Below are 26,714 nucleotides of genomic sequence, written 5' to 3'. Positions count from 1 at the left end.
GGAAAATCATGCTATAATCTACTTAAAATCGACGTTTTGAGGTGCGAAAAATGACGAAGCTATCAAAAAGGCAACTTGATATCCTCCGTTTTATTAAAGCAGAGGTTAAATCAAAAGGATATCCGCCTTCCGTGAGAGAAATCGGAGAGGCTGTCGGGCTTGCGTCCAGCTCAACTGTACACGGCCATTTGGCCCGTTTGGAAACAAAAGGGCTGATCAGACGGGATCCGACAAAACCTAGAGCAATAGAAATACTTGATGAAGAAGTAGACATTCCGCAAAGCCAGGTCGTAAATGTACCAGTCATTGGGAAAGTCACGGCGGGATCTCCTATTACAGCAGTAGAAAATATTGAAGAATATTTTCCTCTTCCTGACCGTATGGTTCCTCCTGACGAGCACGTGTTTATGCTGGAGATTATGGGAGACAGTATGATTGAAGCTGGTATTTTCGATAAGGATTATGTCATCGTTAAACAGCAAAATACAGCGAACAACGGGGAAATTGTAGTGGCGATGACAGAAGATGATGAAGCTACGGTAAAACGTTTCTATAAAGAGGATACTCACATTCGCTTACAGCCTGAAAACCCAACGATGGAACCTATCATCTTGCAGAATGTCAGCATTCTAGGGAAAGTGATTGGCGTGTTCAGAACCGTCCATTAACCTATTGATCTATCAGATGCATGAAAAACCCCCTCTTCCTTTACGGAGAGGGGGTTTATTGTACGAAAAAAGCAGGCTCGCCCTGACTTTTGGGTGCGAGCCTGAATAGGAGGAAAAAGAACATCATGTTTACACCATAATTATCCACTAAATAATTGTTGAAGTCAAGAAATTTTCTTTCCTTCAGGAAACTTTTATCATAATAATGTCCGTTTAAAACATTAGACGTTATCTCCTTAAAAATGTTTCATTTTCTTAGGTCGTGGAATGATGTTGCTTCATGTTTATGTAAGGAGCGCGGCAATTGAGTTTCAATGAAAATTTAGTACATTGTATAGTTGGTTCAACATTTTCCAAAAAAACAGCTCACTTCTCTTGATCAACGTGAGCTTCAATTAAAATGAAACATATTGTATACCATAACTGCCCTTTACCCGAACACTTGTACAGTCTTCTGAATGTTCTTCTGCAAATATACGGTAACGGTGAAATGAATCGATAGCAACCTTATCCTGAGCACTAAAATCAAACCAGCTGCCGCTGAATTGCCTCGTACTCAGTGTTGTATATTCTCCCATAAGCCCCATCCGCTGAAGTTTAACCTCAACTGAACAAGTATTGGCTCCCAATATGGTAAACTGATAGCCTAAAAATTAGTCGATCGCCGGAACATCACTGATATTTTCCAGAACAAACGTTTTTGTGCTGTCATTTAAAATAAAGTCTGTTTTGTAATCAAAATCTAAAGCTGACGCATGGGTACTGCTAATGCTAAAAAAACAATTCAAAACTGTTGTTAAGCCTAGGATTTATATTTTCAATCACATCCCTCCCTTACCATATTTTAACCATACATGATTTTTATGTATATGTTCTGTGTAGTAGCAAGAGGTCGTCTCAATCATAAAAATTCATATGCGTTTTTTGCTGTTTATAATAACGAAGCCTGTCTTGAAGGGTTCCGGTATGAAATTCAAATTTATGGCCGTCAGGGTCGGTAAAATAAATTGATTTTCGATCGCGTTCATCTCGTTCTCTGCCAGGCAGAATATTGACATGAAGCCTTTTTAATTTTGCTGACATTTCCGCAAACTCATGATCTTCAATAGTAAAAGCAATATGTGTATAAGACGCCTTAATGTCATTTCTCGGAATGTCAGATTCTTCATTAAGCGCAAGCCAGATGCCATTTAAATCAAAATATGCTGTTGTTCTTCCCTTTACCAGAAGCTTTGCATCAAACACTTTTTGATAAAAATCAATTGATGTATCCAGATGAGAAACTGAAAATAACAAGTGATTGATTCCTTTTATCTTCACAAATCATCCCCTCCTTGAAAGCTGATCATTCATTTGTACGACTTTTTTCCAAGAAAGTTTCATCCAGCCAGAAAAAAATACCAGTGTAAACAAAATCGGATTGTTTAAAATAATGACTGTACAGCGATGGCCTTTTATGGGTTCGATTTGAATAATTTGTTTACTGCCAAGGGTTTTCTTCAAAAATAACAATTTAGGTGGTCAAATGAAACATATCATTGCTCTTGCTTCAAAGGTTGCTTTTACTCTCGCCCTTTTATATGTGATTTTGGACAGATTCTATCACGCGCCCTTTTTAAGTGTGATGTTTATTGCACTTTTCTTAGGTTTTGTTTCCTATCTATCCGGTGACATACTCGTCCTTCCCAGAACAAACAATATTACAGCTTCATTGGCTGACTTTGGACTTTCATTCGTTATTCTTTGGGTCTTTGTTTTAACCCAAACAAGAAACGGTTTCTCACCATTTGCAGCTGCTCTGCTTTCCGCTGCCTGTCTAACTGTTTTTGAATACTTTTTTCATCGGTATTTGCTAAAAAATGTGCTGGATGAAACCTTCCGAAATGAACTGCCAGTCAGAGATAACACGCTGCAGTATCAAATAGAAGCCTCAGACGAGCTATTTCCTGACGTTACGAAAGAGCAGCATGAGGAATAGGAGGCTTAGTGCCTCCTATTTTTCAGTAGCTATTATTGATAAAACGGGACATTACCTCAGTAAAATCATAAAACCTTTCATTTTGAGTAACAGATCTGCTTCTTAAAGAAAAAATGCCAAACAAAGATCTTCTAAAACCTGTGCTCATTTCTAACTGGATGCTCAAACCTGTTTTTGATTTATTTGCAATGTTATTCGGACTTACACCTGCATGCGGATGGTCTGTACTGAGCAATACAGCTGGAAAACCCTCATTTTGCAGTTTTTCAACTAAATCTGCCGCTCTTATGCGATCTGTACCGCCGACTTCGATCTGCTGATCTTCTTCTGCATACCCATGCAATGAAATGACATATTCATGACTTCCTGTCATCTTCAGAGCCCGAGGCTCATCAAAATGCGTGCTTGTAATATGAAGCACTGAGTTTCCTGAAGATTTTAAGCCTTCAAATAAATACATTGAGTACTCTTTGCTGAGCTCTCTTGCTATTTCACTTGTCCCGCCTTCAATACCTCCTCCGTGAATCGCTAAAACAAGGACAGGGCTGCCGGCTTCCTTCGTAACAATGCCGTAATCAGAAGGGTCTTCATTGTGTTTTAATTCCTCAAAATTCTGATATACATCTTCAGCATATATTGAAGAAATCGGAGTAAATACCATAAAAACAAACAATAATTTTACAATATTAAGAGTTGATGGAAAACGTTTGGCTATGTTACAATCAACATGCTTCAAGGAATGGAGCAAACGGCGGAGCAGGGATACTTTGGCCGGTTTCATCTACTCCGCCTCTAAGTCCATATCAACAGGATGTCGGTTTCTTTGAGGCTTTAGCACGAATTTCTCGTCCTCCTTGTTAAATTTTTGTTAAATTCACAATATTATATACCATTAGCCCGGGCGCTGTTCTTCCCATTTCTGAATTTATGAAAAGTAAGTTGGAACCACCTTCCTTTTTCCCTATTCTCATATCAAACCAAAAAACGCACCTGCCCTTTGGCCTGTGCATTTTTATTTTCTTTTCATTCTTCTTTTCTTTTCTTTATTCAGTTTCATGATGTTTTTTTCAATTTTCCTTATTTTTTGCCTTTGCGGGATTGTTTTCACTTCATAATAAACAGCGATAAACCCGCTTAATGTCACTGCTGCGATGTAAAGGACACGCTGATTGATCATCCGGTCAGCGCGCCCATGATTACCCGCTTCTTTTTCCAGTCTTTCGATCACGTCTTTATCGAACAGCTGATCGACATACACTTGTTTCATTCCCACTGTAAACCCCGCAGCTAGCCAAAGAATCAGAAAACAACTGATATAAAACATCATAATATCCTTCCTTTCCTGTCTAGATGCGCAGAATGGGAATGAGGCTGATCGATACGCAAACAGATGTCAGCCGGAGCCTCTTCTTTGTGTTAGGTTCTTTCATTTGGGCGGGCAATATGTGTAATACTGTAATGAACAGTTAGAAATTTTATTCCAAACAGCCACATATGATGAATAGCGGTTAATCTGTTGTCATACGCAGCTTCTATCAGAAAGGTTTCAGATAAAGGCAGCGGACAAGTTCCCGCTATTGTTTGCAGATAAATCCCCTCATCCCCGGCTCCGCTTTTTCTCCGCCTGCTTGTCAAAACCAGCCTCTCCTGATGATGATAAGGCTTTAAAATGCCTGTCATGCTGCTGAATGGAAGCGGGAGAGAGATGTTCATATACCCTTCTCCATTTGAACGATACACTGAATATAAAGCTGTAAAAATGGTTTCGTCTTTTTCATTTGTTCTGATCCAGGCACGCACTTTTTTTCTTCCGTCTTTTTTCGTTTCAACACCCTTTATCGAGCTGGACATCCTATACCAGTCAGGGTTCGTCGACAGATGTATTTGGCCGGTTCTTCTGCTGAACCATTCGTAAACAATTGCAAACGGCCGAAACCATGTGCTCCACGTCACTTTTGCCTTTACATTATAATCAATGGTTTGTTCATAAAACGATAGGATGAACGGCGCCAGATTTTCCGGTAAAAAATCTTTTGAACGAAGGCTTCCCATATCATCCACAAGCCCTCTGTACGGTACGTTATTTTCAGCTTGAATGTTAGCTAAAAAGTCTTTTCCAATCCTTCTTTTTCCGTAGATACGGCTGAATGCCTTTCCGCTGTCTGCATCAAAGGGCTTCGGATCTTCTATTCTCCATCCTATGAGAGCGGGCAATATAACAAAAAACGCGTTAACAAAACCGTGAATCCAAATCATCTGATTAATGGTTAGTGTAACGTCTTGCCGAAATACACCAAATGAATAAACCATCGAGAAAGTGATCGTTATCATTAGTACGGCAGAAGAAAGCCGAATAAGAAATTTCCCTGTCGTGCTTCGAAAAGCTGTGGTGAACACCAAAAATGTGTGAAGATAAAGCGCCGCCATATAGATGCCAACCGCAATGATATCAAGTGTTTTTGAATATGTGATGCCAAGCGCGATAAGAAGGGGCGAAATTAAAATCACCCATGTTATCCACCTGTACAATATCCGATTTTTTCTGGTGATTCTCCCGAGCAAGCCATTAAAGATCGGGATAAGAAAAGCTGAATAGTGAAAGTGGACAGCAGTCAGCAAAATGATGAGAGGGCCGAATTGCATGATCTGCAAATGTGCAGTATAAGCAAAAAACCAAAACCCTCCGCCCGCCAAATAGATAAGCCCGAACAGAACTGATGTCTCTTCGATTCTATGTATCTTTGTTTGCCAGAGGCGAAGAATCGCATATAACGCCATAAATACTGTGTACATCCACCAGATCAGCGCGAAACCCCCGATGTCTGTCACAAGAGCCAGCACCGCAAAGATAGCTGCTGCCGGATAGCACTTCATTAACGCAGATTCTAGAGATTGAGCAGCCCGAAACTGAGGTTGATGAAAGACAAAAGGAAAAATTCCCGGTACGAAAATAAGAATGGATAACAAAACAAGTGCCTCTGCCACTGAGATATGGGGTGTTTCCGCCGCAAGAAATCCTATAAAGCAAAGCGCACTGACCATGCCATTTCGTTTCAGCATGATTCTAACTCTTCTTCCTGAAACGTTCCTTTATAAAAGAAAAGAGTCCCGAGAATTGTATTTTGGACATGCACTTGAATGGTGAAGCAATTTTTGCTTTCGTCAAACGTTTCGCAAACAACGGATGTACCGGTCAGCCATTTTGGTAGCGGTATTCTTTTTCCGCATATCAATAGCCATTGCTTTCCCGAAGTAATCGTTAGAGAGCCGTCAGGAGATGCCTCGAATGCTAAAACAGACAGCAGAAGATGAGGTTTGCCGAAGAAATCAAGCATTCTATCTTCTTTTTCGTCGTATACCATGATCGCGTCAAAGAAACGTTTTTTGCCTGTAAAGAAAAATGTACGTTTCCATTCTATTCCGGTATGTTCCCGATTCAAAAGACAAGTTCTATTTTTTATCATAAATGGGATGTCTTTGCCTCTTTCTGAAAAGAAGCACCTGAAAAAAACACCCAGCTTTAACAGCATTCTGACCAGAAAAGAGCCTCCGCTTATTTCTGACATCGTTCCTGTCCCGCTGAATGTATGAGATTCGTCTAATTGATATCGTTTTTGCAGCTTGGGATGCAGCAAATGATAGTTCTTGATCGTTTTTTCATATATCGAACTCACAATGTCACTTCTTTCTCTTTCGTTTTGTATGCCGGGCACTGGGGAGCTGCAGACTAAGAATGCCGCTTGCCGCAGAAAAAACACTTAACAGAATCCATAATAATATCTCAGAACCTAGAAAAGCGAATCCAGCAAAAATACAAGCCTGGACAACATGAATGATCCACTTTCTCTTTAATGGAATCAGCCACAAAATACCGCATCCTATCTCAGCTGTTCCTACTAAAATGCTTGTTTCAAAACCTGTAAAACCTTGATAAATCCAAAACAGACTGAAAAACAGACACATTAACACATAGACGATAGCAGATCGAATGGAGTGTTTCGGATGTTTATTTTGCTCAATCCAAAGTCTTAAAGCATCGAAACTCCATGCAGTCGCCCAGCCAAGAAGCGGCCGAAATAATAAGCAATCGATCCATCTTCCCGGCACTCCGTAGGCTGTTTTGTATTGGTACTGTGTTAAAAACGTCATTTTCCCGTTGTCTCGTTGTATATACTTCCAGTACCCGCTGCCATGCTGAATCAGAGATAACGGATGATCAGAGCTAAAAGCCAGTGAGGAAACTCTTTCAGATGAACATTTGTCGAATACACCGACTGTTTCTCCTGTACCCGATACCTTTAAACCAAAGCCTATCCTTGTTTCGTAAAGAAACTGCTGCCTTTCGCAAGGCTGCTTATGCAAATACGTGATGTTTGAAAACCGGAGGTCCCACTCTTTATGCAACGATGGGTTTTGTGTATATTCCCAGAGCTTATCCAGATCAGATCTCATTTTGATTTCTACATAAATCGGTTTCTGTCTCATAGCCCCTCCTCCCTTCTATTTGAAGCAATTCCTATATTAGCATATTGATCGTTTTTAAAAATACATCTTCCTAAAAAAAGTATTTTAATCCTGAAAAATGCATAGAAAAAGAAGAGATATTCCCCTCTCTTCTTTTTAAGCATCTATTTATTTCATCACTGAGTTTTAACCGTTCCATAATGATTAATTGTGGCGTTTACGCTGTAAGTGATGTCAGCCTTACTGAAGGTGTCATCCCAGTTATTTTTCATCTTTTTCCATAAGCCCGGATGCTCAAGTCTTAAAGATTCATCAAAACCCGCAACATCTACTTTATATTCATGCTGGATTTTTTTTAATACATTATCGACTATTTTCTTTACTTCATTTTCAGTATTGGTTTCAATACGTTCTAAAAACTGAGTGTCCAACGTCTCTTTTGTGTTCCAGTTTTCAACCAAATCTCCTTCTGATTTTATATCGACATGGAATGAAATATCTGTTCCTTTTACTATCGGCTTGATTTTGCTTTTTATGTTATTGATATCATAAGCAATCACCTGTTGGCTCTTTTTATCATAGCTTTTGACAACTCCGCCTTTTCCCTCCCCGGCAATCCATGTAATCCCCTCCGTTTCATATTCATTTAAAGTGCCGATCATTTTTTTAGACTTCCCGTTGATTACCGCTGCTCCGGAAAACTTGACCGCTCCATTTGCCGAGACCACATTTTGCAATAAAAAACTGCTGCCGGAATGCAGTTTTCCGATTAGTTTCGCGAGTGTCACAGGGGGAAGAATTCGTGAAACTTTATGTTCATTTTCGCCTAATCCAATCAGCCGAAATGCAGGAATTTCACCGCTCTCTTTCAGCTGAAGGGCATCTCTCGCCTGCCCTTTTGCAGATAAAACAAGACAGCTCAGCCTGATTTCATTATCACGAAAAAGCTGATCTAGCATTTTGTCGATAGGATATGTACGCAGCACATCTTCACTCATGACCACAACTTTTAAATGCGGGCTAAATACTTCACGGTCCCTTCTTAACGCAACCTCACTTCCAATCTGCTGTAACGAATCCCCCGTTTCACTAATATTAATATACGCTTTTTGCGCCCCTTGTGCGCCACCGCCTCCTCCGCTTGTACCCGCGCCTGCCGCTTTTTCATTAACAAATTGATAGGTCAGCGTAATGTTGTCTTTTTTCGGATAGCTCCCGCCCTCTTCTTGTAACTCTTTTTCAGTGTTTGTTTCTCTTCCTTTATCAATTGCGATAGCGAATGTGAGACCCAGCTCTTCTATTTCCCGGCTGCTCCAGCATCCTGTTACGCAAACCATCAGCAGACATACTATGACAATAGCGGACACTGGATGTTTTATGTTACTTTTCACCTCTTTTCCTCCATTTCGATATGACTAAAAGCAAAATCGGCAAAGCGCCAAATATATACAAAGCCAAATGACTGACCATATCGCCCAAAATAAACACGTCATTTTCATTTTTTGGCATGCAAGAGAAGATATAAATAACAGGAAGCAGCCCAAACATACAAGAAAGTGGTTTCTTTTTGAAAACTTGCGAGACTCCCAAAGAAGCTGCATAAAAAGTGATAATAAATGTCGCAAAAAGCTGCATAATCCAAATGACAAGCAGAAATGATTCAAACCGTTCAAATATTAAACCAGGTATTTCAAAACTTCTCATCAGGTCAAGTCCCGGCCATGTTCTCGTCACAACTCCATCAACTGATAGTGCACCGATAACCATAATCAGCGTAATGATATAAAAACAGCTCACAACACCTGTCCCGAACACAACGGCTTTCATTGCATTCTTTGGTTTTTTCATAAACGCCACTAAAATGAGCATAATTTCCGAACATGTAAACGAAAGGGTCGTTGTCTTTACTCCTTTGAGAATCGGCATTATTCCATCCCCAAATACAGGGCGTAAATTGTTGATCTCAAATATCCCTATGCTCATGAGGGCTATCGTTAAAAAGATGATGACCGTAATCGGAAAGATCATTTCAAAAAGCCGGGCAATCGGATCAAGCCCTTGTGTAATCGAATAAAGCCCAATCCAAAGAACTATCATAATAATGGCCCAAGACGGTGTCCCTTCAAGGAGAAAAAACTCCACGATTTCGGACATGACTCTGACTTCAAATGCACCGAGCACCAAAAAATAAGCAATGAAAACGATACTGATCAAACCGCCGATCCATTTCCCTACAATATGTCTGGAATATTCATAAAATGTTTCCTTAGGATACTGCTGGCTTAATTTAACTATGATGATCCCGGCTATTACGGCGATGACCCCGCCTAATAAAACTGAAATCCATCCATCAGGAGATTTCGTTTGTTCTGTTACTGTCCGAGGGAGCGTAAGAACTCCGGCAGCAAGCATATAATTAATGATGATAATCGTTGCTTGAGCGGTTGTAATTTTACTGGTTGGGCTGAACATGAGACTTTATCACCATCCTGTTGAGTTCATCACTTCACCCGTTTTGTATTATCTGTATTCATCATTTTAGGCCGGCGCTTCATGACTAAAAGAGGCATTCTGATGACGAAATCTTTCCAATCTTTCAGGTGATAAGGCACTGCCGGACTTGCGTATGGGACACCAAAACTCTTTAGCTTTACGACATGGCTGCTTAGCAGGAGATAATACATAATGACACCAAATAATCCAAACACCGCCGCGCAAAACATTGCACCAAACCGAAGCATTCGAAGTGCTATCCCTGTACTGTAATGCGGGATGGCAAATGAAGAGATTGCTGTGAGCGCAACGACAATGACCATGATAGGACTGACAATCCCCGCTTGCACTGCTGCTTCCCCGATAATTAATCCGCCAACTATTCCTATTGCAGGTCCGATCGGTTTTGGCAGACGAAGCCCCGCTTCCCGTAAAATTTCGATCGCAATTTCCATAAATAAGGCTTCAATGAGGGATGGAAATGGAACACCCTGACGCGTCCCAGAAATTGAAATAGCCAGTTTGGTCGGAATTAACCCCGGATGAAAAGAAATAAATGATATATATAAAGCCGGCGCAAATAACGTTATGATTGCCGCAATGAACCTCAGCAATCTGATGAGCGAGCTTGGGAACCATCGTTCATAATAATCTTCAGGCGATTGAAGCACCATGCTGAAAGTAACCGGAACAAGCAAGGCAAACGGCGTGCCGTCAAGCAGAATGGCTACTCTTCCTTCCATTAATCCGCTTATGACTCGATCAGGCCGTTCTGTACTCTGTACTTGCGGGAATGGGCTCAAATAATTATCCTCAATTAGCTGTTCAACGTAGCCTGATTCCGGCAAATGATCGATCTCAATCCCTCTTACTCTTTTTTTTACTTCCTCGACCACTTTGGGATCTGCAATGTCATTCATATAAGCAATGATCAAATCCTTTTTTAGCCGTGTCCCTACTTCAAATTTCTGCAATGTTAATTGATCATTTTTTCCTTGCTGTCTTAAAAGAGCTGTATTCGTACTCAACTCTTCTGTAAAACCCGTGCGCGGCCCTCTGACAAGTGCTTCTGAAAGCGGCTCCTCGATACTTCTATTTTGTTTTTTTACTGTTCCCAGAAGAAAGGCCTGCGGCATTCCGTCAATAAGAAGCGCTGTTGAACCCATAAAAACATTCAGCACGATTTCACTGATTTTCTCTGATTCTATGACATCACCGATTGATCCGATTTGATTCTTTATATACTGCGAAGTCAATATACCTTTACCAGATTGGGAAATTTCGTCACTTACCTGATGAGGCTGATTCATGACTAACGCTGATAGTCCTTTATTGACCAAATCCTGATCAGACAGTCCATCAACAAAGATCAATGCTGCTTTCACATGTAAATGAGTGATCTCAAGTTCACGGAAATGAACGTCTCCGTTATGTCCGATTTTCCTTTTTAGATGCTCAATGTCATATCCGGCATTACCGGTTAACACATCATGATCCTGCTTTTCAGTGTTTGTATGATCTGATTCTTGATGCTGCTTCTGTGTTTTGTACTGATTGCTCCGCCACCTCATAATTGCACCTTCTTATATATGAATCCAAGTAAACACTTTATAGATTGCATATGGAATGAGAAATACAACTAACGCTTGAAACCACACAATCCAGTCAGTAAGTGTTGATATCATGTTATCCATCTGCCAATTCCCTTCTGTCTAATAGGATTATTTTTCCCGCACATCTACTTTTTATGTTCGTCTTTTTTTTCAATAAAAAAAAGCATGATGAACGTCTTCATCACGCTTTAAAGGAATCAAATTTATAGAAGGTTCAGAAGAAATCCGCCAATCACACCAGTGCTTACAATCACCCAAGGAGGCAGCTTCCAATAAGCAAGCATACTGAACAATATGGCCGCAAATGCAAAATCAATCGGATTCAAAATCGCACTTGTCCAAATTGGAAAATAAAAAGCTGAAATTAAAATTCCGACTACCGCTGCATTCACTCCTGCAAGAGCTCCCTTTAGGTTAGGATTTCTCCGCAAAACATCCCAATAGGGCAACGCACCTAAAATCAGCAAAAACGCAGGCAGGAAAATGGCGATAGCAGCTAACATTCCGCCCTGCCAGCCGCCCATGACTGCACCCAGATAGGCGGCAAATGTAAATAACGGACCCGGCACAGCTTGTGCTGCACCATATCCTGCTAAAAATGCTTCTTTGCTGATCATTCCGGATGGTACAAATTCCCGTTCCAATAACGGCAATACAACATGTCCCCCGCCAAAAACCAAGGAACCAGCCCTGTAAAAGCTGTCAAACATAGAAAGCCAGCGCAAATCCGCAGATTCTCGCAGAACAGGCAGGAGAACAAGCAAGACGAAGAATAATGAAAGACACACTGTTCCGAATGTCTTAGAAATAGGAAAATGGAATGCTGATTCTTTTTTGTCGATAGAGTCTTTAAACAGTAAAAAACCAATTGCTGCTGAGATGATTATAATACCTGCTTGGGCAAACGCGGTTTGCCCTAAAAGTGAAACAACCAATGCAAACAAAGCAATCGTTTTTCGCTTAACTTCAGGCGTCAGTTTTTGAGCCATTCCTGTTATAGCATGTGCAACAACTGCAACCGCCACGATTTTTAAACCATGAATCCAGCCGGCTTGCTCTATATCGGTACTTTTTAACAAAAGGGCGAATAAAATAAGTGCCAAAACAGAGGGTAGCGTAAAGCCAAGAAATGAAACGATACCGCCAAGTAACCCGCCACGCATAACACCAATCCCAACTTGGCTGCTCGCCGGTCCAGGCAGAAATTGGCATAAAGCAACCAAATCAGCATAGCTTTTTTCATCCAGCCATTTTCTTTTGCGAATATATTCTTCATAAAAGTAGCCCAGATGAGCAATGGGACCTCCGAATGATGTAAACCCAAGCCTTGTTGAAATAATTAAAATTTCTATCAGAGTTTTAAAGCTGTTGCGCTTATGTTTGTGCATTGCTCCCTCCCATGTTCTCAGCATTTTTAAAAAGCAGAAACACTCCACTTAAGTATAAAAAACTGAAACATGTTTGCAAGCGCTAGTTTGAAATGATAACGAATCTTAACTTTATTATCATAAAAAGGCTCAAATCGAGCTTTTTTTGCAGTCCGGAATAAACTAATATTCCAGTTTGAAGCTTTCTGCCTGATCTGACACTTCCACAGGTATTCCCATTATCGTTTTTGGTTTGGAAACGTAAACAAAGCGCATCTCTTTCTCTAGTTGCTGAAACGTTTTTTCACTAACTACGATTCTAGCCGGCTTTCCTGGACTGTTATCAATGGCTGCTTTGATTTTTCCAAGCATAAAAAACCTCCTGTTTTAGATTAATATAACCATTATGAAATTGATGACAGCTAAAACTCCTGAAACATAGCTATACGTTTATTCCTTCTCCAGAAAAACAGCACATTAGCTAATAAAACAAAACTGATGAACGCATCAAATCCGCGCAGAACGATTTGGCTGAACAGGATTTCCGGTTCAAAAATAACCATCGCCGCTGCACAAACAATCAGGAATGAAAAGACTAAGATGTACTCTCTCTCCGTATTTTCTTTCTCGTACACCCAGAACAACCCCTTTCACAGATCAAACTGGATGACTGAGACAATGTTCACCAACAGGCTCCAGCATAAATCATGCAGGCTATGGACATGATCTTATTAGTTATTATATGATTTAATTGAAAAAAACATCATATGCCAAGAGGTAAGCAGAATGAATCAAAAACACGAAAATACATTACCGGATATTACAAAAAATATGATCCTGGAGGCACCTATTCAGAAGGTCTGGGAAACAGTCTCCACTTCAGAAGGCATCGCCAAGTGGTTTATGCCCAATGACTTTCAGCTGAAAGAAGGACAAGAATTCCACTTACAATCACCGTTTGGGCCGTCTCCTTGTAAAGTTTTGACTGTTCAAGTTCCCACTGAACTTTCATTTGAATGGGATACAGATGGCTGGGTCGTTACCTTTCAATTAGAAGACTTGGGAGAAAAGACGAGGTTTACCCTTATTCACGGCGGCTGGAAGGAGCCAAATGAAGTGATCGGCAAAGCAAACGAGAAGAGCTCTATCATACGCGATAAGATGGATGGAGGCTGGACAGGTATTGTAAATGAACGACTTCGTAAGACTGTCGAAGAATAGACAAAGAGAGAGGTGTCTCTCTCTTTTGTTTTCAAAAGTCTAAGGCCATCAATCATAAAACGTAACGGTTTTTGATTTACCAGAGTAATCGGTAACAAAGAACTCGGCCTTGTTATTGCTCCCATCTACAAATTTTCCAATACTGCTAAAGGTATGGCATTCTCCGGGCGAAAAATAGTTTGACCCTACATAATCATCAGGATTGTCACCGCCATCATCCTCATATAAGTGCAGCGAAACAGAAAAAGGAGTGCTTCCTGAAAGGCATACTCTAAAATCTCCTCCGCTCGAATATACCGTCGGACTTGAATAAGTATATGTGTAAGTCCCTAGCTTATCCCACTCTCCAGCTCCTGCAGTCCCCGCTTGTTCTGCTTGTGCTGTTAATGGAAAAACCGCAGCGAATCCTAAAACAGACAGGAATCCAATTACCTTAGTAAATCGCATCATCCAAATCTCTCCTCTACTTCAATCATATCAAGTCATAGTACTATACGTATCATTTCTTTGAATTCGATTCTGATATGCCTTCCCGTATGGCCGATATGATCTCAATACTCCTTACCTTGTTCGTAAAACCTATAGATACTAGCCAGCGTCAACCACATTTAATCCAGCTCAACCCTCCCCGCTTTTTTTTGCAAATGGCATTGGACATTATATTCAGCTGCAGCAGTATTATGAATCCCGCATGTGATTTCGTTGCGCCAGCTGCCGGTTTTTAAAATGTTCAAAATAAACGCATTTTCATTTTAACCGTCATCTCTTATCATTTGTTTAGCTGGTTATTCTTCAGCAAGAGAGCATGGAATTAAACTGCACAAATTTACTCGTTATTTTATTTGTAAGGTTTTTCGTATTTGGACATGATAAACTGCCCGCGCTTGGCTGTTATGCAGGAAAAGCCTTATCAGAATGTAAACAAGTGACCAGCTGACTGACTAAGGATGTGAGAAAAAGTGATTTCAGAAAACAAAGAAGACAAACTAATATAAGATAAATGATTGGGCCGATGAAAAATCGGCTTTTATTTTGATTTGTTTCTGTGTCATCTGCCTCTTTTTCTATGATTTGGACAGCCCTTTTTTTCTTCTATGATTTTAACTGTCCAAGCCGCACAATCAATTCGCCATATAATAAAGCGTATCAACAATAAAGGAGGAGTAAATATGGGTTATTACAAAAAATATAAAGAAGAGTATTACACTGTCAAAAAAACGTATTATAAGAAGTATTACGAATATGATAAAAAATACGATCACCATGATAAAAAATATTACGACTGTGATTATGACAAAAAATATTATGACTATGATAAAAAATATTATGATCACGACAAAAAAGACTATGATTATGTTGTTGAGTATAAAAAGCGTAAGAAACATTACTAAACTCCATTAAACATCTCCTCGTTTTCACTTTTTCCCCGGCTAATGCCGGGTTTTTTTGTTTGACCTACTGTTGGTATAATCTGAAGTTTTCCTTAATGACTGAATCTAAATTCATGTTGAAAATTTAGTACATAGTTTAATTAGTTTATGTAAGTGCGATTGGTTCTGCTTCCAAGTATTGTTGTTATAAAGGAACTTTTGTAAGCTTTTTAAGGGTCATATATAAAATGAGAGATTCTTTGTCTAAAAACATAGCACTTTATCTCATGTTACTTTGCCTATTTATATCAATTGCCATGAAAAACTTTGATGTAATAAAAACGATTGCCAATGTTAGCTGCTTTGTATTCGTTTTGCTGTATGTTAAAGAGGAATTGAAAACATATACACGTAACTCGTTGGCGATCCTAAGTATTTGTTTTCTTTTTTTAGTCGGTATCTGTTCTTTTATGATTTTGCATGGACAAGCAGTTATTAAAGATCATCCCTTCTTTATCGGCTGGAAAACAATGGCGGTCATTCTTTTGATTATCATTTCTTTAAGCATTTGTGCTTTTATTTTGAGGAAGATTTCAAATCGGTTAAAACGATAGTGAGCTAATCATTTGATCTAATAAATGTATAAAGTTTCAGATTGGAAGAGCAGTTTCGCCATATATAAACAATCCAACATGAAATTTACTGGCAAATGAAATATTTTGTCGATTTATATACATAAACACAATTCCAAAATAAGGTATAATGAATAGCGAAACCACTATCAAAAGGGGGAATTTTGTTGAAAAAAGTATTGATTGCAGGTGCAGTAGGAACAGCAGTTCTTTTCGGAACACTTTCATCGGGTATTACAGGCTTGCCCGCGGCAGACACTCAAGTCGCAAAAGCAGCTTCTCAGCTGCCTAAAGGCATCGGCGGTCGCGCCTACCTGAACAGTACTGGCCAAGTTTTCACAGCTAAAATCAAGCTTCCGGACACGGTAAAACATGAAGACTCGGTCTCCACTCCTTATATTTATTCAGGATTTAGCGCAACTAATGGAACTGAGGCGGATATCGGGCTTCAGTACAGCAAACAATACAACGTCTGGAAGCCCCTCATGAAGGTGGGGTCCAAAAATGAAGAAACGTACATCGAAGGAAAGGACAAATTCACATACACTAAAGGCTTCCGTCCAGGAAGCACAGTCCAAATGACAATCTATAAAAATTTGAATGGCAATACACGCATGACCCTTTGGGGAACGAACAATGATGGTTATACCGGGCGGATTATCACAGAAATCCAAGGAACCAACATCGGCACGATTTCAAAATGGAAAACACTTGCTACCGCGGCGGTATCTTATGAAAGTCAGCGTAATTCCATCAAAACAACTTTTTCAACTGCTTTTAACAATATTACAATTGACAATAAAGCCGTCACACCTGTGGTAGATACACAGGATTCCGCAAAGGTTTCTGTTTCAGGAAATAACGTTACGATTTCTGTTAATAAATAAAGAAGCAGAAAAAGGCCGCCGGCATTGCCAGGCGGTATTATTAGGACAATTACACAAAAAATAGCATGCTGTTCATAGCTTGGTTTATTTTAGAAATAATCATCAGAATCTTCAGCTCATTTGTTTGTTATATCATATTTTAATTTAGGGTGGAAATTGTATGAAATATGGAAAGACAGGTCCTATTGGAATGCTTTTGGTTATTATAGCGCTTCTAATATCAATGTATTTTATGTTTAATACAAAAGCGTTGATACCTGCTGGATATGATCTCGCCATTCATGGAATTGTAATATCCAGAACCTTAATGATCGCTTTCACTTTGTATTTAGTTTCAAAATTAGGATATTTTCTTCTAAATAAAAAAGATTAACTTTAAAAGTTAATCTTTTTTATATGAGTCTTTAAAATATATATGTATTAATCTTTTTAACTTCTTCGATAATCCAATTTAATTCATCTTCCTGATGTCTTAGAAATAAAATTAAGATCGCCTACTACAATACAGTGATCAATAAAGAGGCAGCATTAAACTGCTACCTCAAATAAAAGCTTGTCCCCATGCTTATAGTTAATTAACTTGAAATCATCAATCGTAAAGTCATAAAAATCTTTGACTTCAGGATTGATCCATAATTCAGGTGCTTCAAACTGTTCTCTTTCCATTTGAATTTTCAAATTGTCGATATGACGTGTGTACACATGGCAATCACCAATGTTAAAGATATATTCACCAAGCTCATAACCCGTCACTTGAGCAATTATGCGCTGCAAAACATTATACTGGAATACATTAAATGGATTCCCCAATGCCATATCATTACTCCGTGCTCTTACCTCGAGATGGAGCTTACCTTGCTTAACATACCATTGAGTTTCGTATACACATGGTGTTAATGCCATTGCGTCTAGTTCATCAGGATTCCACAGCATTGTAATGTGTCTGCGTGAAGATGGATTGTTCTTCAATTGATGAAGGAGATGATCAACCTGATCCACTTTTTCTCCATTTAGATTTCTGTTTTTCTTCCCCAGCTGAAATCCATATGCATTTCCGATAGTGCCGTTTTCTTGTTTCCACTGATCCCAAATATGTACGCCCATTTTGTTTAATTCAGTAACATCGTTAGATTTTAACTGCCAAATCCAAAGCAATTCTTTAATAGCTGTTTTCCAGGCTACCTTTTTTGTCGTTAAAATAGGCACTTCTGAGTTGTCAAACCTCATTTGCTTACTGATGACGCTAAGTGTATGAGCCGGTGTTCCATCAGAGTCCCACTTGGTTCTGACATTGAATTCTTCATCTGAGATTCCATTATTCATAATGTCCTTTATGATTGAATTGTATTGTTTATCGAATTGAGTCATGACTATTCATATCCTTCTTTCATTTTCAGTTCCTTGGCATAATGTATTACGAAAACAATATTAACGCAAATACTAAGCACGTGCAGTGCATATAAATCGAGATTTTTATTCCAATCACTGTAAAAGAGGAGTTAGCCCCCTCTTTTACACCTGTATATCCTCATAGCACAGTCTGCCACATAGCTCATAGTTACCGCCTGTTTGATACATACACCGTTGATAACATTGTTGAGGATTATAAGAAATGATTTGATATTGAGGCACATGAAAATTTAAATAGTAAGGTGTTTGTGTATACCAAATTGGATATTGTCTAAACACATTATATCCTCCAATCGCTCCCTCTGTTTAATGCATTGTATTTTACCTCCATATCAATTGTCATTTGTCCATGTGCAATTGGGCTTTCTTTAAAACAAATTCCCTATCATTTTATTCATTTGATCATTGACCTTTCTTTTATGATATTCTGACCGGTTCTGCTGTTTGTTGAGGTCTAACATTAAATCTTTTTAAAGGCAGCATCAAAATAACATCATAGAGCTCTTGAATTTTCGAGACGTTCAAATATCCCTCTTTATGAATCTTCTGCATACACTTTATGATTTTATACTTATTTACAGTTATTGAGTCCTTTCGCCTTTTAATAAGCAGTTAATCTGTTTTGTTTTTCAGAAAGTTTTTTTAAACAGCCTCTTTTTACTATTATTATTTCATTTGACCATACCATATTATTTAAACCTCATAAATTAATTTCGAATGAAATAAAAGGAGGAATTTAATTGGGTTATTATAAAAAATATAAAGAAGAGTATTACACTTGGAAAAAAACGTATTACAAAAAGTATTACGACCATGATAAAAAGCATTATGATTGCGACAAAAAATATTATGATCATGATAAAAAACATTATGATTACGACAAAAAGTATTACGACCATGATAAAAAACATGATGATTGCGACAAAAAGTATTATGATGATCACGATTATCATTACGAAAAAAAGTATTATGATGACGATGAGCATTATTATGATTTTGTCGAATCGTATAAAAAACATCACTAAATCGCTTAAACATCTATTTATCCCCGGCGACATACCGGGGGTTTTTTTATGCTATTTTTCGACGATCGCAGATTTTTTTGTGAAGACTTGTGTCTCATTTCATCTTATATTTTGAACTTGACCCATAGCTGCTCTAAATTCAATTATTAATCAAAACATGTTATTTAACCTGGCTAATAATTAGCGTCATTATTTGTTTTTAGTTGCCTTCTCCTACCTATAAAAATCTAGATAAAAGTATTCTGTTATTTAATATCCCCCCTGCAACCTCTCCTAATATGTGTTAAATTTAAAATGACTGTTTATATAAGGAGTGTTATTTTTTGCTTAAACTTATTAAGATCTGTTGTTGCCTCATTCTTTTAATGTTATTAATCTATTCATTTTTCAACTATAACCCTAAATTTTTTTCTTATGTTCAACTGATTTTTGTTGCACTTTTTATTTACTTTGGGATTGATTCTTTTAGGAAAAAACAAAGATATCATGGAGCTCTTTATTTTATTATTGCGGGATGCAATTTTTACTTAAATATTGGAAATATAGTCTGAGCATAACATTTCGATTTATGCGTATGATGATATGTACCCTGGCTGAAACCTCCATTGTTCAGATCACAGCATGAATACAGCCAAGTTTTTATTATTTACTTTCTTCCAGTTGAACCGTGTCCGCCTCTATCTTGATTCCCTAAACGCCCAACTTCAATTAATTCAAGTGCAGGCATCTTTTTCATGATTCTGAACTGGCAGATCCGATCCCCTTTCTTAATCTCTGTGTCACGTAACGCATAAGCAGGAAAGAACCAGAAATCGTTGTCTCCCTTGTACGACTCATCGATAACACCCATTGAGTTTGTTTGAATAACGCCAAAGTTCTTATATGTACTTGAACGAGGAACGACATGAGCTTCGTAACCTTCAGGCAATTCCATTGCTACACCTAATGGGACAAGTTTAAATTCACCTTTTTTGATTGCTACATCTTCAGCAGCTCTAAGATCAATCCAATCCCCTTGCTCAATTTTGCTGATTCTTGTTTGTGTTTCATCTATATATTTGATTTTAATTTGCATTGTCATATGTATTACTCCTTTAACTTTATTGAATGATCATACGGTAAGGCCTGTTCTTGCGTCGTTTTCATCAGTTATAAATTGAACTTCCCCAAAATCATTCTTTATTGCATTGAAGTATAATTTTTCAATCGTATTTTTGTTTTTACAGTATATCGAAACATAACTGTTATCAGCTATCAATAGGACAAATTCGCAATCACTGTCAACAAACTCTTCATATGTCTTGACTAGATCAACTGTTTTTCCAAATGGAAATGCTTGCAGTTCAACAAAAATGGTATAGTACTGATTTGTTTTTAATCGATTCGCAAAGTCAGTCCCTTCTACAATGGCGTAATCATTAAAGAGCTCCTCATCACCTAGCTCTCCGTCTACAACAAAATAGGATTCTCCACTCGCTTGCCACAAATAATTAGCTATTTCAAATGGCTGCAGTATTCTCCATAGATAATTTCCATATTCATTCGGTATTTGAAAACTTACTCCCCTTTTCATGTATATCCCTCATTTAAATGATTCTCAATATGAATTTAATTATATACTCATATGTTCGATTTGTGGAACAGGACGTTTGATACCGATCTTCTTTTACGAATTTTCTCAGTCCTTCTTATTTAAAAAGTTCTTCCAATATTCAGTAACATAGGCATTCCCCTTTCTTTATCAAGAAGAATTAGCCCGGCCAGCACCTTCATATAAATGTCCTGCTTATTTTTCCCGAGCACTTCTACGCGGAAGATTTCCGGTTAATGGAATCTTTCCGGAAGACAGAACCGTTTCATGTTTGGGTTATAGATCACTGAAAGCAAGTTATTTATGTACAACTTCGGCATCGGTAACATCTTGTTTACCATAGATTGGCTGTTGAATGATTTCAAATGAAGTTGAATAAAATAAGATGGAAAGTATCCAACAATTAACATTTATGTTTGCGGCTAAATGCGGTTTTTACTATTCCATAAGAAGGAAGGAAGCGTTAATGACAAAGCTTTGCCGAGAAGTTTGGATCGAAGTCAATCTTGATGCCATAAAAAAAAATTTACGAGCGATTCGCCGTCATATTCCAAATAAGAGCAAAATTATGGCTGTCGTAAAAGCGAACGGTTATGGTCATGGGTCTGTAGAAGTGGCGCGTCATGCACTGGAACACGGGGCGAGTGAGCTCGCTGTTGCCAGCGTGGAGGAAGGAATCGTTTTACGAAAAGCGGGGATTACAGCACCTATCCTTGTGCTTGGTTTTACCTCCCTTAGTTGTGTGAAAAAGTCAGCAGCTTGGAACATAACATTATCAGCATTTCAGGTTGATTGGATAAAAGAAGCTAACGAGATATTGGAAAAAGAAGCGAGTACTGACCGGCTGGCTATTCATATTAACGTGGATACTGGCATGGGGCGATTAGGTGTACGCACAAAGGAAGAGCTATTAGCAGTAGTGAAAGCACTAAATGCAAGCAAATCCCTCAGGTGGGCAGGGATATTTACACATTTTTCAACCGCCGACGAAGCAGACACTACACTAACCAAGCTGCAGCACGAAAAGTTTATTAGTTTTCTCAGCTTTTTAAAACATCAGGGCATTGAACTGCCCACCGTGCACATGAACAACACGGCGGCAGCTATCGCTTTTCCGGAATTTAGTGCTGATATGATTCGTTTAGGCATAGGCTTATATGGTTTATATCCTTCAGCCTATATCAAACAACTAAACCTCGTGAAACTTGAACCTGCATTAAGTTTAAAGGCGCGTATCGCTTATGTGAAAACGATGCGGACAGAACCTCGAACCATTAGCTATGGTGCTACATACATTGCAGAACCCGACGAAGTAATTGCTACACTCCCGATCGGATATGCTGACGGTTATTCTCGCGCGCTTTCCAACCGCGGGTTTGTTCTTCATCGAGGGAAACGAGTGCCAGTGGCGGGAAGAGTGACTATGGATATGATTATGGTTAGTTTAGGAGAAGACGGTGAAGGTAAACAAGGAGAGGAAGTCGTGATTTACGGTCAGCAAAAAGGAGCTGAGATTTCAGTTGATGAAATTGCTGAAATGCTCAATACGATTAACTATGAAGTGGTGTCTACATTAAGCCGCCGCATCCCTCGTTTTTATATAAGAGATGGCGAATTTTTCAAGGTATCAACTCCAGTACTATACGTGTAGGTTTGTACTTGCAGTTTTTTATAAATACATTAAAATTCCTCTTTTATGCTGAATCAAAATTCCTCTACCGGAGGGATTTTGATTTTGTTTAAAAAGTTTATGATTTTCTCAATCAAACAAAAAAGCCTTCCTATAAGCAGAGAGAGAGATAGATAATTAAACCTCAATAACTGATTTTTCAGGGGTATCTTTATCGTGCTGAGATCGGAAGAGCTCTTCTAGTTCTTCAAGTGTACGCCCCTTTGTTTCCGGCATGAATTTATACACAAAACCGATTGCCAATACACCCAACGCGACGAATATAAAGAATGTAAAAGATAAACCTACAGAACTAAGCAATATCGGAAAAGCAAAGCCGATCATAAAGTTTAAAATCCACAGAAAAAAACACTTATTCCGGAACCAAGTCCTCCTTAATCTTTGAGGGAATATTTCCGCAATGACCAGCCAAGTCACAGGCCCTACGCATCCTTGCATAAAGGCAAGAAATAAAACGGTCAAAGAAAGTACAACATAAGGGAGTGCTGCAGATCCATCAAGCACGATTGAGAAAGTTGCTATTAATAAAAGTGCTGTAGTCGTTCCCGCCAAACCAATCAATAATATTGGACGCCGGCTCACTTTTCCGACCAGCCAAATCCCAAATATAACTGCTATAACCGATATCAACCCATTCCCAATATTAGCGATTAAAGCCGGTTTTGTACCAAAGCCAGATTCTTTAAGGATTTGAGTGCCATAATACATAATTGAATTAACACCTGTAATTTGATTCACGATAGCAATACCGATTCCAAGCAGTAAAAGACGGCGCAGCCATGGTGTAGAAAAGTACTTGAGTGATGCTTTCTCTAGGTCTGTATCTTTTTCTACCGCTGCTTTAATTTCCCTAAATTCAGCTTCTGCACGTTTATCTTCTCGAATTTGTTTAAGAACACGCAGCGCCTCACTTTTTTTGCCTTTGGAGGTTAGCCATCTTGGGCTTTCTGGTATCATGAGCATGCTCGCAAATAACATTAATGCCGGAACAGCACAAAGTACAAGCATGTATCTCCAAACATGTCCGGTATTTGCCATTGTAACACCAAGAACCGCATTAAAAACATATGCTAAAAATTGCCCGCCGACAATCATTAGCTCATTTTGGGTTATCATACGCCCTCTCTTCTCATGCGGTGCCATTTCTGCCAAAAAGGCCGGTACCATCGCTGAAGCTCCCCCAACAGCCAGCCCGAGCAAAAAACGAAAAACCGCCATCGGTGCACATAAGCTATTGTTATGTTGTAGTGATATTTTTGTCACATTATTGCCATTTCTGATATTATCATAATTCCAAAAGCATTTTCAGTCAAAATCATTTTCATAATCCTTTGTTTTTGTTATGTCATAAGTATATTTTAGTCACTTCAATGTGAAGTTTGCAATCTTACTGTAAGTATTTTCAGTGTATTTATCCTCCTTAGTGTAATGGACATTTTTCATTCACAAAAAATGTCCATATCGTTATAATGATGATGTTCAACCAATCAAAAGAGAGCATCATGAACTTACATTCTAAAGAGGGAATCCAATGAAAAAAGTATTGGTCAGTATGATTGCAGTTTTGAGTATTACTTTATCAGCTTGCGGATCAAATCACGCAGAGAAAAGCCATTCAGATTCTAATAAGACAGAGCAAGCCTCTCATGATACTTTATCTAATGAAAATAACCAGCCAGAGCAAAAGGATGGCAAATCTCATTTAAAAGATCACAAGAAATTGGTCGATGTTACATTAGATAAAGTAGTTGATGGGGATACGATTAAGGTTAGGTACAACGGAAATATAGACACAGTGCGCTACTTGCTCATAGACACACCTGAGACGAAGAAACCAGATTCATGTGTTCAACCATATGGCGAAGATGCATCTAAGCGTAACAAGGAGTTGGTTAGCAGCGGTAAGCTGCAGCTGGAATTTGATAAAGGCGATCGCAGAGATAAGTATGGAAGACTGTTAGCTTACGTTTATGCAGATGGCAAATCTGTTCAAGAGACATTATTGAAAGAAGGATTGGCCAGAATCGCGTTTGTATATGAGCCAAACACAAAATACATAGACCAATTTACGAAAGATGAGCAAGTAGCAAAATCAGAAAAACTTTTAATTTGGAGCAGGAATGGTTATGTGACTAACAGAGGATTCAAGGGTTGTGTGAAACAGACAAACATTTAGGTTGAAAAAGCATCAACGTATCTGAATGCATCCCCAAAGAATTGAGTGAAACTTCCAATGCAAATGAAAATGAAACCTCTTCTGCCCCTGCGTCAATTGGAGGATCTGGTTTCCATTCTGCTTATCAATCTAAAATAGATAGGGAAAAAAACGCCCCGTCACGTTAATGTGAGGGGTACTTTGCATGTAAACATTTATCGTAAATCAAGAATTTGGACTGATACCAAATCAGGATTTGACTCAAAAAAGGGTTATTTACTTTTCCCTCCAATAGTCAGTACATTTGTTGGCGGCCCCATGATCCTTCCACAATTCATAGTCATAGCCACTCTGGGAGCCAATTTGATTTGAGGTGATAGTCGTTATCGCCTGTGCTGACCATGTTGGTAATGTTAGCGCTAAACTAAATAAAACGGCTAAGAAAAACTTCATTTTTTTTGTTTCAACTGGCATTCCTTCTGTTTGATTGGATTGTATTTGGTCCTTACCGTACTGTCGTGATGTCATCAAAGGCCTTTGATGCCTTGTCGTTAATGTTTCTTTCGTTGATCTCCTGAACACACTCCTTACAAGCACTTATCATTAGTATTTTCGAAAGCTCTTCAACGCTGTATTTAAATCCTTTGTGTGAGTGTAAATTTTCTTATACAAATCAAATAGTGTTTTATATTTTTGAGCATTTTCTTCCTTTGGATAATATGCCGCAGTCTCACGAATGAACTGCTCTGCACATTCTTCAAGGGATTCAAACCACCTGCTTCCAAAAGCAGCCAGCATAGCAGCCCCCATGGCTGGGCCTTGTTCATTTTTCAACTTAATGATCTTCGCATTGAAAATATCAGCTTGCATTTGAAGCCACGGTTCATTTTTAGCTCCCCCACCAATAGAAACAACAGTATGAACTGATTTTCCCGCATCGCGGAATAGCTCAATTGATTCATGTAAAGAGAATGTGATGCCTTCCATTACTGCCCGCAAAACATGCTCTCTTTTGTGGGCTCCATCCATTCCGATCAAACTTCCCCGAATAGAAGAATCAGCATGCGGCGTTCTTTCACCAACCAAATAAGGAGTGTATAGCAGTCCATTTGCTCCTATCGGAATAGATTCCACCCCCTGCAATAATTGCTCAAACGATTCGTTTGGTGCAAACATTCTCCTAAACCAGTTTAGGCTGTATCCCGCAGCAAGCGTGACTCCCATCGTATAAAAAGAATCCTGTTTTCCATGATTAAAAAAGTGAACTTTCCCTTTAAAATCTCTTTCTTTTTCTTCTTCGTGGGAAAGTATGACCCCTGACGTCCCAATACTGCATAATGTTTTTTCGGAAGAAAGAATACCAGCTCCAATAGCACCGCAAGCATTATCCGCTCCCCCAGCGTACACTTTTGTTTTTTCCAACAGCCCTGTCTCCGCCGCAACGTTCGGAAGCAGCGATCCTGCACAATCATGAGATTCAACAAGCGGAGGACAAATATCTACAGGAATGCCAAATTGATTGCAAATCTCATCGCTCCACTCCTTGCGGGTAATATGTAAAAGTAAAGTTCCTGCTGCATCGGAGTATTCGGTGTGAATCGCACCAGTCATACGGAATCTCAAATAGTCTTTCGGAAGCAAAAAAACAGCAGTTTTTTTAAAAAGTTCAGGCTCATGTTCCTTCACCCATAACATTTTAGGTAGTGTAAACCCTTCCAGAACACGGTTTTTTGTGATATCAAGCAGATGATCGCCATATGTCTCGGTCATCCTGATACATTGAGGTGTCGTTCTGGTATCATTCCAAAGAATGGCATGACGTAACACCTGATGATCTTGGTCAAGCAGTACTAACCCGTGCATTTGGCCCGAATAGCTTATCCCGTCAATATCTTTGGCTTGCACATCGGAGATAGAAACCAATTCAGCCAATGCTTTAATTGTTTGCTGCACCCAATCTTCAGGATTTTGCTCACTATATCCCGCCTTCTTTTGAATGAGCGGATAACTTTTGGACGTCTCTGCACAAACCTTGCCGTTTTGGTTAACTAAAATGGTTTTAACAGCACTTGTTCCAAGATCTATTCCAATGACATACTTCATTTTTCCACTCCTCACCATCTAAATAAATCCCAATTCCCGTCATAACA

At 38.9% G+C, this 26,714-nt stretch carries 27 protein-coding genes and 5 pseudogenes; 11 read left to right on the top strand and 21 right to left on the bottom strand.

Annotated elements, in window-relative coordinates:
• Positions 1-50: 50 nt before the first annotated feature.
• Positions 51-668, top strand: a complete 618-nt coding sequence (gene lexA, locus M0696_RS09655; RefSeq protein WP_166852495.1) for a transcriptional repressor LexA — start codon at positions 51-53, stop codon at positions 666-668.
• A gap of 897 nt (positions 669-1,565) precedes the next feature.
• On the opposite strand, the gene fosM is transcribed toward lexA, so the two are convergent.
• Entirely contained in the window at positions 1,566-1,988 is a 423-nt protein-coding gene (gene fosM, locus M0696_RS09650; protein ID WP_222142898.1) for a FosM family fosfomycin resistance protein, read from the bottom strand.
• 205 nt (positions 1,989-2,193) lie between these two features.
• Here fosM and M0696_RS09645 point away from each other — a divergent pair, with 205 nt between their 5' ends.
• Positions 2,194-2,646 carry a YndM family protein gene (locus M0696_RS09645; RefSeq protein WP_166852500.1) on the top strand — a complete coding sequence of 151 codons (453 nt, stop codon included), beginning with the start codon at positions 2,194-2,196 and terminating at the stop codon, positions 2,644-2,646.
• Positions 2,647-2,668: 22 nt separating this feature from the next.
• On the opposite strand, the gene M0696_RS09640 is transcribed toward M0696_RS09645, so the two are convergent.
• The 11 genes and pseudogenes from M0696_RS09640 to M0696_RS09590 all read right to left on the bottom strand — a co-directional run bounded on the left by M0696_RS09640 (position 2,669) and on the right by M0696_RS09590 (position 13,218).
• A complete protein-coding gene (locus M0696_RS09640) occupies positions 2,669-3,427 on the bottom strand; it encodes a poly-gamma-glutamate hydrolase family protein (protein WP_222142897.1) in 759 nt (252 codons plus the stop codon).
• Positions 3,428-3,658: 231 nt separating this feature from the next.
• Positions 3,659-3,973, bottom strand: a complete 315-nt coding sequence (locus tag M0696_RS09635; RefSeq protein ID WP_222142896.1) for a hypothetical protein — start codon at positions 3,971-3,973, stop codon at positions 3,659-3,661.
• 89 nt (positions 3,974-4,062) lie between these two features.
• Positions 4,063-5,703, bottom strand: a complete 1,641-nt coding sequence (locus tag M0696_RS09630) for a YndJ family protein (RefSeq protein ID WP_222142949.1) — start codon at positions 5,701-5,703, stop codon at positions 4,063-4,065.
• Entirely contained in the window at positions 5,700-6,320 is a 621-nt protein-coding gene (locus tag M0696_RS09625; RefSeq protein ID WP_222142895.1) for a DUF4166 domain-containing protein, read from the bottom strand. The genes M0696_RS09630 and M0696_RS09625 overlap by 4 nt, the downstream gene beginning before the upstream one ends.
• Positions 6,321-6,324: 4 nt before the next feature.
• Complete coding sequence (locus M0696_RS09620; protein ID WP_222142894.1) at positions 6,325-7,131, bottom strand: hypothetical protein; 807 nt, start codon at positions 7,129-7,131, stop codon at positions 6,325-6,327.
• A 155-nt stretch (positions 7,132-7,286) separates the two neighbouring features.
• Positions 7,287-8,447, bottom strand: a complete 1,161-nt coding sequence (locus M0696_RS09615) for a Ger(x)C family spore germination protein (RefSeq protein ID WP_261311357.1) — start codon at positions 8,445-8,447, stop codon at positions 7,287-7,289.
• A gap of 43 nt (positions 8,448-8,490) precedes the next feature.
• Complete coding sequence (locus M0696_RS09610; RefSeq protein ID WP_166852514.1) at positions 8,491-9,582, bottom strand: spore germination protein; 1,092 nt, start codon at positions 9,580-9,582, stop codon at positions 8,491-8,493.
• 29 nt (positions 9,583-9,611) lie between these two features.
• Positions 9,612-11,177, bottom strand: a complete 1,566-nt coding sequence (locus M0696_RS09605) for a spore germination protein (RefSeq protein WP_222142948.1) — start codon at positions 11,175-11,177, stop codon at positions 9,612-9,614.
• 242 nt (positions 11,178-11,419) lie between these two features.
• Positions 11,420-12,604: a chromate efflux transporter gene (gene chrA / locus M0696_RS09600; protein ID WP_248602719.1), complete on the bottom strand. Its 1,185-nt coding sequence runs from the start codon at positions 12,602-12,604 to the stop codon at positions 11,420-11,422.
• A 162-nt stretch (positions 12,605-12,766) separates the two neighbouring features.
• On the bottom strand, positions 12,767-12,955 hold the full coding sequence (locus tag M0696_RS09595; protein ID WP_148961729.1) for a hypothetical protein: 189 nt from the start codon (positions 12,953-12,955) through the stop codon (positions 12,767-12,769).
• Between the two features lie 15 nt (positions 12,956-12,970).
• A pseudogene (locus tag M0696_RS09590) lies at positions 12,971-13,218 on the bottom strand (hypothetical protein).
• Positions 13,219-13,369: 151 nt separating this feature from the next.
• Between M0696_RS09590 and M0696_RS09585 the strand changes: the two are divergent.
• A complete protein-coding gene (locus M0696_RS09585) occupies positions 13,370-13,804 on the top strand; it encodes an SRPBCC family protein (RefSeq protein WP_166852521.1) in 435 nt (144 codons plus the stop codon).
• 48 nt (positions 13,805-13,852) lie between these two features.
• Here M0696_RS09585 and M0696_RS09580 read toward each other — a convergent pair whose 3' ends face one another.
• Together M0696_RS09580 and M0696_RS21135 are read right to left on the bottom strand one after the other, a co-directional pair.
• The gene (locus tag M0696_RS09580) at positions 13,853-14,251 is read right to left on the bottom strand and encodes a hypothetical protein (protein WP_222142947.1); all 399 of its coding nucleotides are present in this window, start codon (positions 14,249-14,251) and stop codon (positions 13,853-13,855) included.
• 161 nt (positions 14,252-14,412) lie between these two features.
• On the bottom strand, positions 14,413-14,538 hold the full coding sequence (locus M0696_RS21135) for a hypothetical protein (RefSeq protein WP_376768341.1): 126 nt from the start codon (positions 14,536-14,538) through the stop codon (positions 14,413-14,415).
• 71 nt (positions 14,539-14,609) lie between these two features.
• Here M0696_RS21135 and M0696_RS09575 point away from each other — a divergent pair.
• The 5 genes and pseudogenes from M0696_RS09575 to M0696_RS09555 all read left to right on the top strand — a co-directional run.
• Positions 14,610-14,738: pseudogene (locus tag M0696_RS09575) on the top strand (twin-arginine translocase TatA/TatE family subunit); the annotation flags it as partial.
• Between the two features lie 235 nt (positions 14,739-14,973).
• Positions 14,974-15,195, top strand: coding sequence for a spore coat protein CotC (gene cotC / locus M0696_RS09570; protein WP_166852527.1), 222 nt, complete (start codon positions 14,974-14,976; stop codon positions 15,193-15,195).
• A 227-nt stretch (positions 15,196-15,422) separates the two neighbouring features.
• The gene (locus M0696_RS09565) at positions 15,423-15,788 is read left to right on the top strand and encodes a YoqO family protein (protein ID WP_376768340.1); all 366 of its coding nucleotides are present in this window, start codon (positions 15,423-15,425) and stop codon (positions 15,786-15,788) included.
• Between the two features lie 182 nt (positions 15,789-15,970).
• Positions 15,971-16,693: a YrpD family protein gene (locus M0696_RS09560; protein WP_166852530.1), complete on the top strand. Its 723-nt coding sequence runs from the start codon at positions 15,971-15,973 to the stop codon at positions 16,691-16,693.
• Positions 16,694-16,853: 160 nt separating this feature from the next.
• A pseudogene (locus tag M0696_RS09555) lies at positions 16,854-17,066 on the top strand (hypothetical protein); the annotation flags it as partial.
• Between the two features lie 155 nt (positions 17,067-17,221).
• Here M0696_RS09555 and M0696_RS09550 read toward each other — a convergent pair.
• Positions 17,222-18,061, bottom strand: a complete 840-nt coding sequence (locus M0696_RS09550; protein WP_222142890.1) for a thymidylate synthase — start codon at positions 18,059-18,061, stop codon at positions 17,222-17,224.
• Positions 18,062-18,333: 272 nt separating this feature from the next.
• Positions 18,334-18,446: pseudogene (locus M0696_RS09545) on the bottom strand (hypothetical protein).
• 397 nt (positions 18,447-18,843) lie between these two features.
• On the opposite strand from M0696_RS09545, the gene cotU reads away from it, so the two are divergent.
• Entirely contained in the window at positions 18,844-19,128 is a 285-nt protein-coding gene (gene cotU, locus M0696_RS09540; RefSeq protein WP_166852539.1) for a spore coat protein CotU, read from the top strand.
• Between the two features lie 646 nt (positions 19,129-19,774).
• Here cotU and M0696_RS09535 read toward each other — a convergent pair.
• Together M0696_RS09535 and M0696_RS09530 are read right to left on the bottom strand one after the other, a co-directional pair.
• Complete coding sequence (locus M0696_RS09535; protein ID WP_248602717.1) at positions 19,775-20,209, bottom strand: dUTP diphosphatase; 435 nt, start codon at positions 20,207-20,209, stop codon at positions 19,775-19,777.
• Between the two features lie 30 nt (positions 20,210-20,239).
• Entirely contained in the window at positions 20,240-20,701 is a 462-nt protein-coding gene (locus M0696_RS09530) for a DUF2691 family protein (RefSeq protein ID WP_166852545.1), read from the bottom strand.
• Between the two features lie 484 nt (positions 20,702-21,185).
• Between M0696_RS09530 and alr the strand changes: the two genes are divergently transcribed.
• Positions 21,186-22,370: an alanine racemase gene (alr, locus tag M0696_RS09525; RefSeq protein ID WP_222142889.1), complete on the top strand. Its 1,185-nt coding sequence runs from the start codon at positions 21,186-21,188 to the stop codon at positions 22,368-22,370.
• Positions 22,371-22,526: 156 nt separating this feature from the next.
• Here alr and M0696_RS09520 read toward each other — a convergent pair whose 3' ends face one another.
• On the bottom strand, positions 22,527-23,627 hold the full coding sequence (locus M0696_RS09520; protein ID WP_396021414.1) for a sugar porter family MFS transporter: 1,101 nt from the start codon (positions 23,625-23,627) through the stop codon (positions 22,527-22,529).
• A gap of 313 nt (positions 23,628-23,940) precedes the next feature.
• On the opposite strand from M0696_RS09520, the gene M0696_RS09515 reads away from it, so the two are divergent.
• Positions 23,941-24,585, top strand: coding sequence for a thermonuclease family protein (locus tag M0696_RS09515; protein WP_222142888.1), 645 nt, complete (start codon positions 23,941-23,943; stop codon positions 24,583-24,585).
• 294 nt (positions 24,586-24,879) lie between these two features.
• Here M0696_RS09515 and M0696_RS21065 read toward each other — a convergent pair.
• Both M0696_RS21065 and xylB read right to left on the bottom strand, forming a co-directional pair.
• Positions 24,880-25,038 (bottom strand): annotated as a pseudogene (locus tag M0696_RS21065) (glycoside hydrolase family 11 protein); the annotation flags it as partial.
• 129 nt (positions 25,039-25,167) lie between these two features.
• Complete coding sequence (gene xylB, locus M0696_RS09510; protein WP_222142887.1) at positions 25,168-26,667, bottom strand: xylulokinase; 1,500 nt, start codon at positions 26,665-26,667, stop codon at positions 25,168-25,170.
• Between the last annotated feature and the right edge of the window lie 47 nt (positions 26,668-26,714).

This window comes from Bacillus rugosus, assembly GCF_023238245.1.
Lineage (GTDB): Bacteria > Bacillota > Bacilli > Bacillales > Bacillaceae > Bacillus > Bacillus rugosus.
Note: the sequence above shows the minus strand (reverse complement) of the source record. Positions and strands in the feature narration are given on the sequence as shown.

Coding starts and splice junctions, on each gene's coding strand:
- cotC (WP_166852527.1), top strand. CDS start 14,974: ATGGGTTATTACAAAAAATATAAAGAAGAGTATTACACTGTCAAAAAA.
- M0696_RS09515 (WP_222142888.1), top strand. CDS start 23,941: ATGAAAAAAGTATTGGTCAGTATGATTGCAGTTTTGAGTATTACTTTA.
- M0696_RS09585 (WP_166852521.1), top strand. CDS start 13,370: ATGAATCAAAAACACGAAAATACATTACCGGATATTACAAAAAATATG.
- M0696_RS09565 (WP_376768340.1), top strand. CDS start 15,423: ATGAGAGATTCTTTGTCTAAAAACATAGCACTTTATCTCATGTTACTT.
- M0696_RS09615 (WP_261311357.1), bottom strand. CDS start 8,447: ATGGTTTGCGTAACAGGATGCTGGAGCAGCCGGGAAATAGAAGAGCTG.
- M0696_RS09535 (WP_248602717.1), bottom strand. CDS start 20,209: ATGACAATGCAAATTAAAATCAAATATATAGATGAAACACAAACAAGA.
- M0696_RS09640 (WP_222142897.1), bottom strand. CDS start 3,427: ATGAAACCGGCCAAAGTATCCCTGCTCCGCCGTTTGCTCCATTCCTTG.
- M0696_RS09635 (WP_222142896.1), bottom strand. CDS start 3,973: ATGATGTTTTATATCAGTTGTTTTCTGATTCTTTGGCTAGCTGCGGGG.
- M0696_RS09595 (WP_148961729.1), bottom strand. CDS start 12,955: ATGCTTGGAAAAATCAAAGCAGCCATTGATAACAGTCCAGGAAAGCCG.
- M0696_RS09530 (WP_166852545.1), bottom strand. CDS start 20,701: ATGAAAAGGGGAGTAAGTTTTCAAATACCGAATGAATATGGAAATTAT.
- M0696_RS09610 (WP_166852514.1), bottom strand. CDS start 9,582: ATGTTCAGCCCAACCAGTAAAATTACAACCGCTCAAGCAACGATTATC.
- chrA (WP_248602719.1), bottom strand. CDS start 12,604: ATGCACAAACATAAGCGCAACAGCTTTAAAACTCTGATAGAAATTTTA.
- lexA (WP_166852495.1), top strand. CDS start 51: ATGACGAAGCTATCAAAAAGGCAACTTGATATCCTCCGTTTTATTAAA.
- M0696_RS09620 (WP_222142894.1), bottom strand. CDS start 7,131: ATGAGACAGAAACCGATTTATGTAGAAATCAAAATGAGATCTGATCTG.
- alr (WP_222142889.1), top strand. CDS start 21,186: ATGACAAAGCTTTGCCGAGAAGTTTGGATCGAAGTCAATCTTGATGCC.
- M0696_RS09550 (WP_222142890.1), bottom strand. CDS start 18,061: ATGACTCAATTCGATAAACAATACAATTCAATCATAAAGGACATTATG.
- xylB (WP_222142887.1), bottom strand. CDS start 26,667: ATGAAGTATGTCATTGGAATAGATCTTGGAACAAGTGCTGTTAAAACC.
- M0696_RS09580 (WP_222142947.1), bottom strand. CDS start 14,251: ATGCGATTTACTAAGGTAATTGGATTCCTGTCTGTTTTAGGATTCGCT.
- M0696_RS09645 (WP_166852500.1), top strand. CDS start 2,194: ATGAAACATATCATTGCTCTTGCTTCAAAGGTTGCTTTTACTCTCGCC.
- M0696_RS09520 (WP_396021414.1), bottom strand. CDS start 23,627: ATGGCGGTTTTTCGTTTTTTGCTCGGGCTGGCTGTTGGGGGAGCTTCA.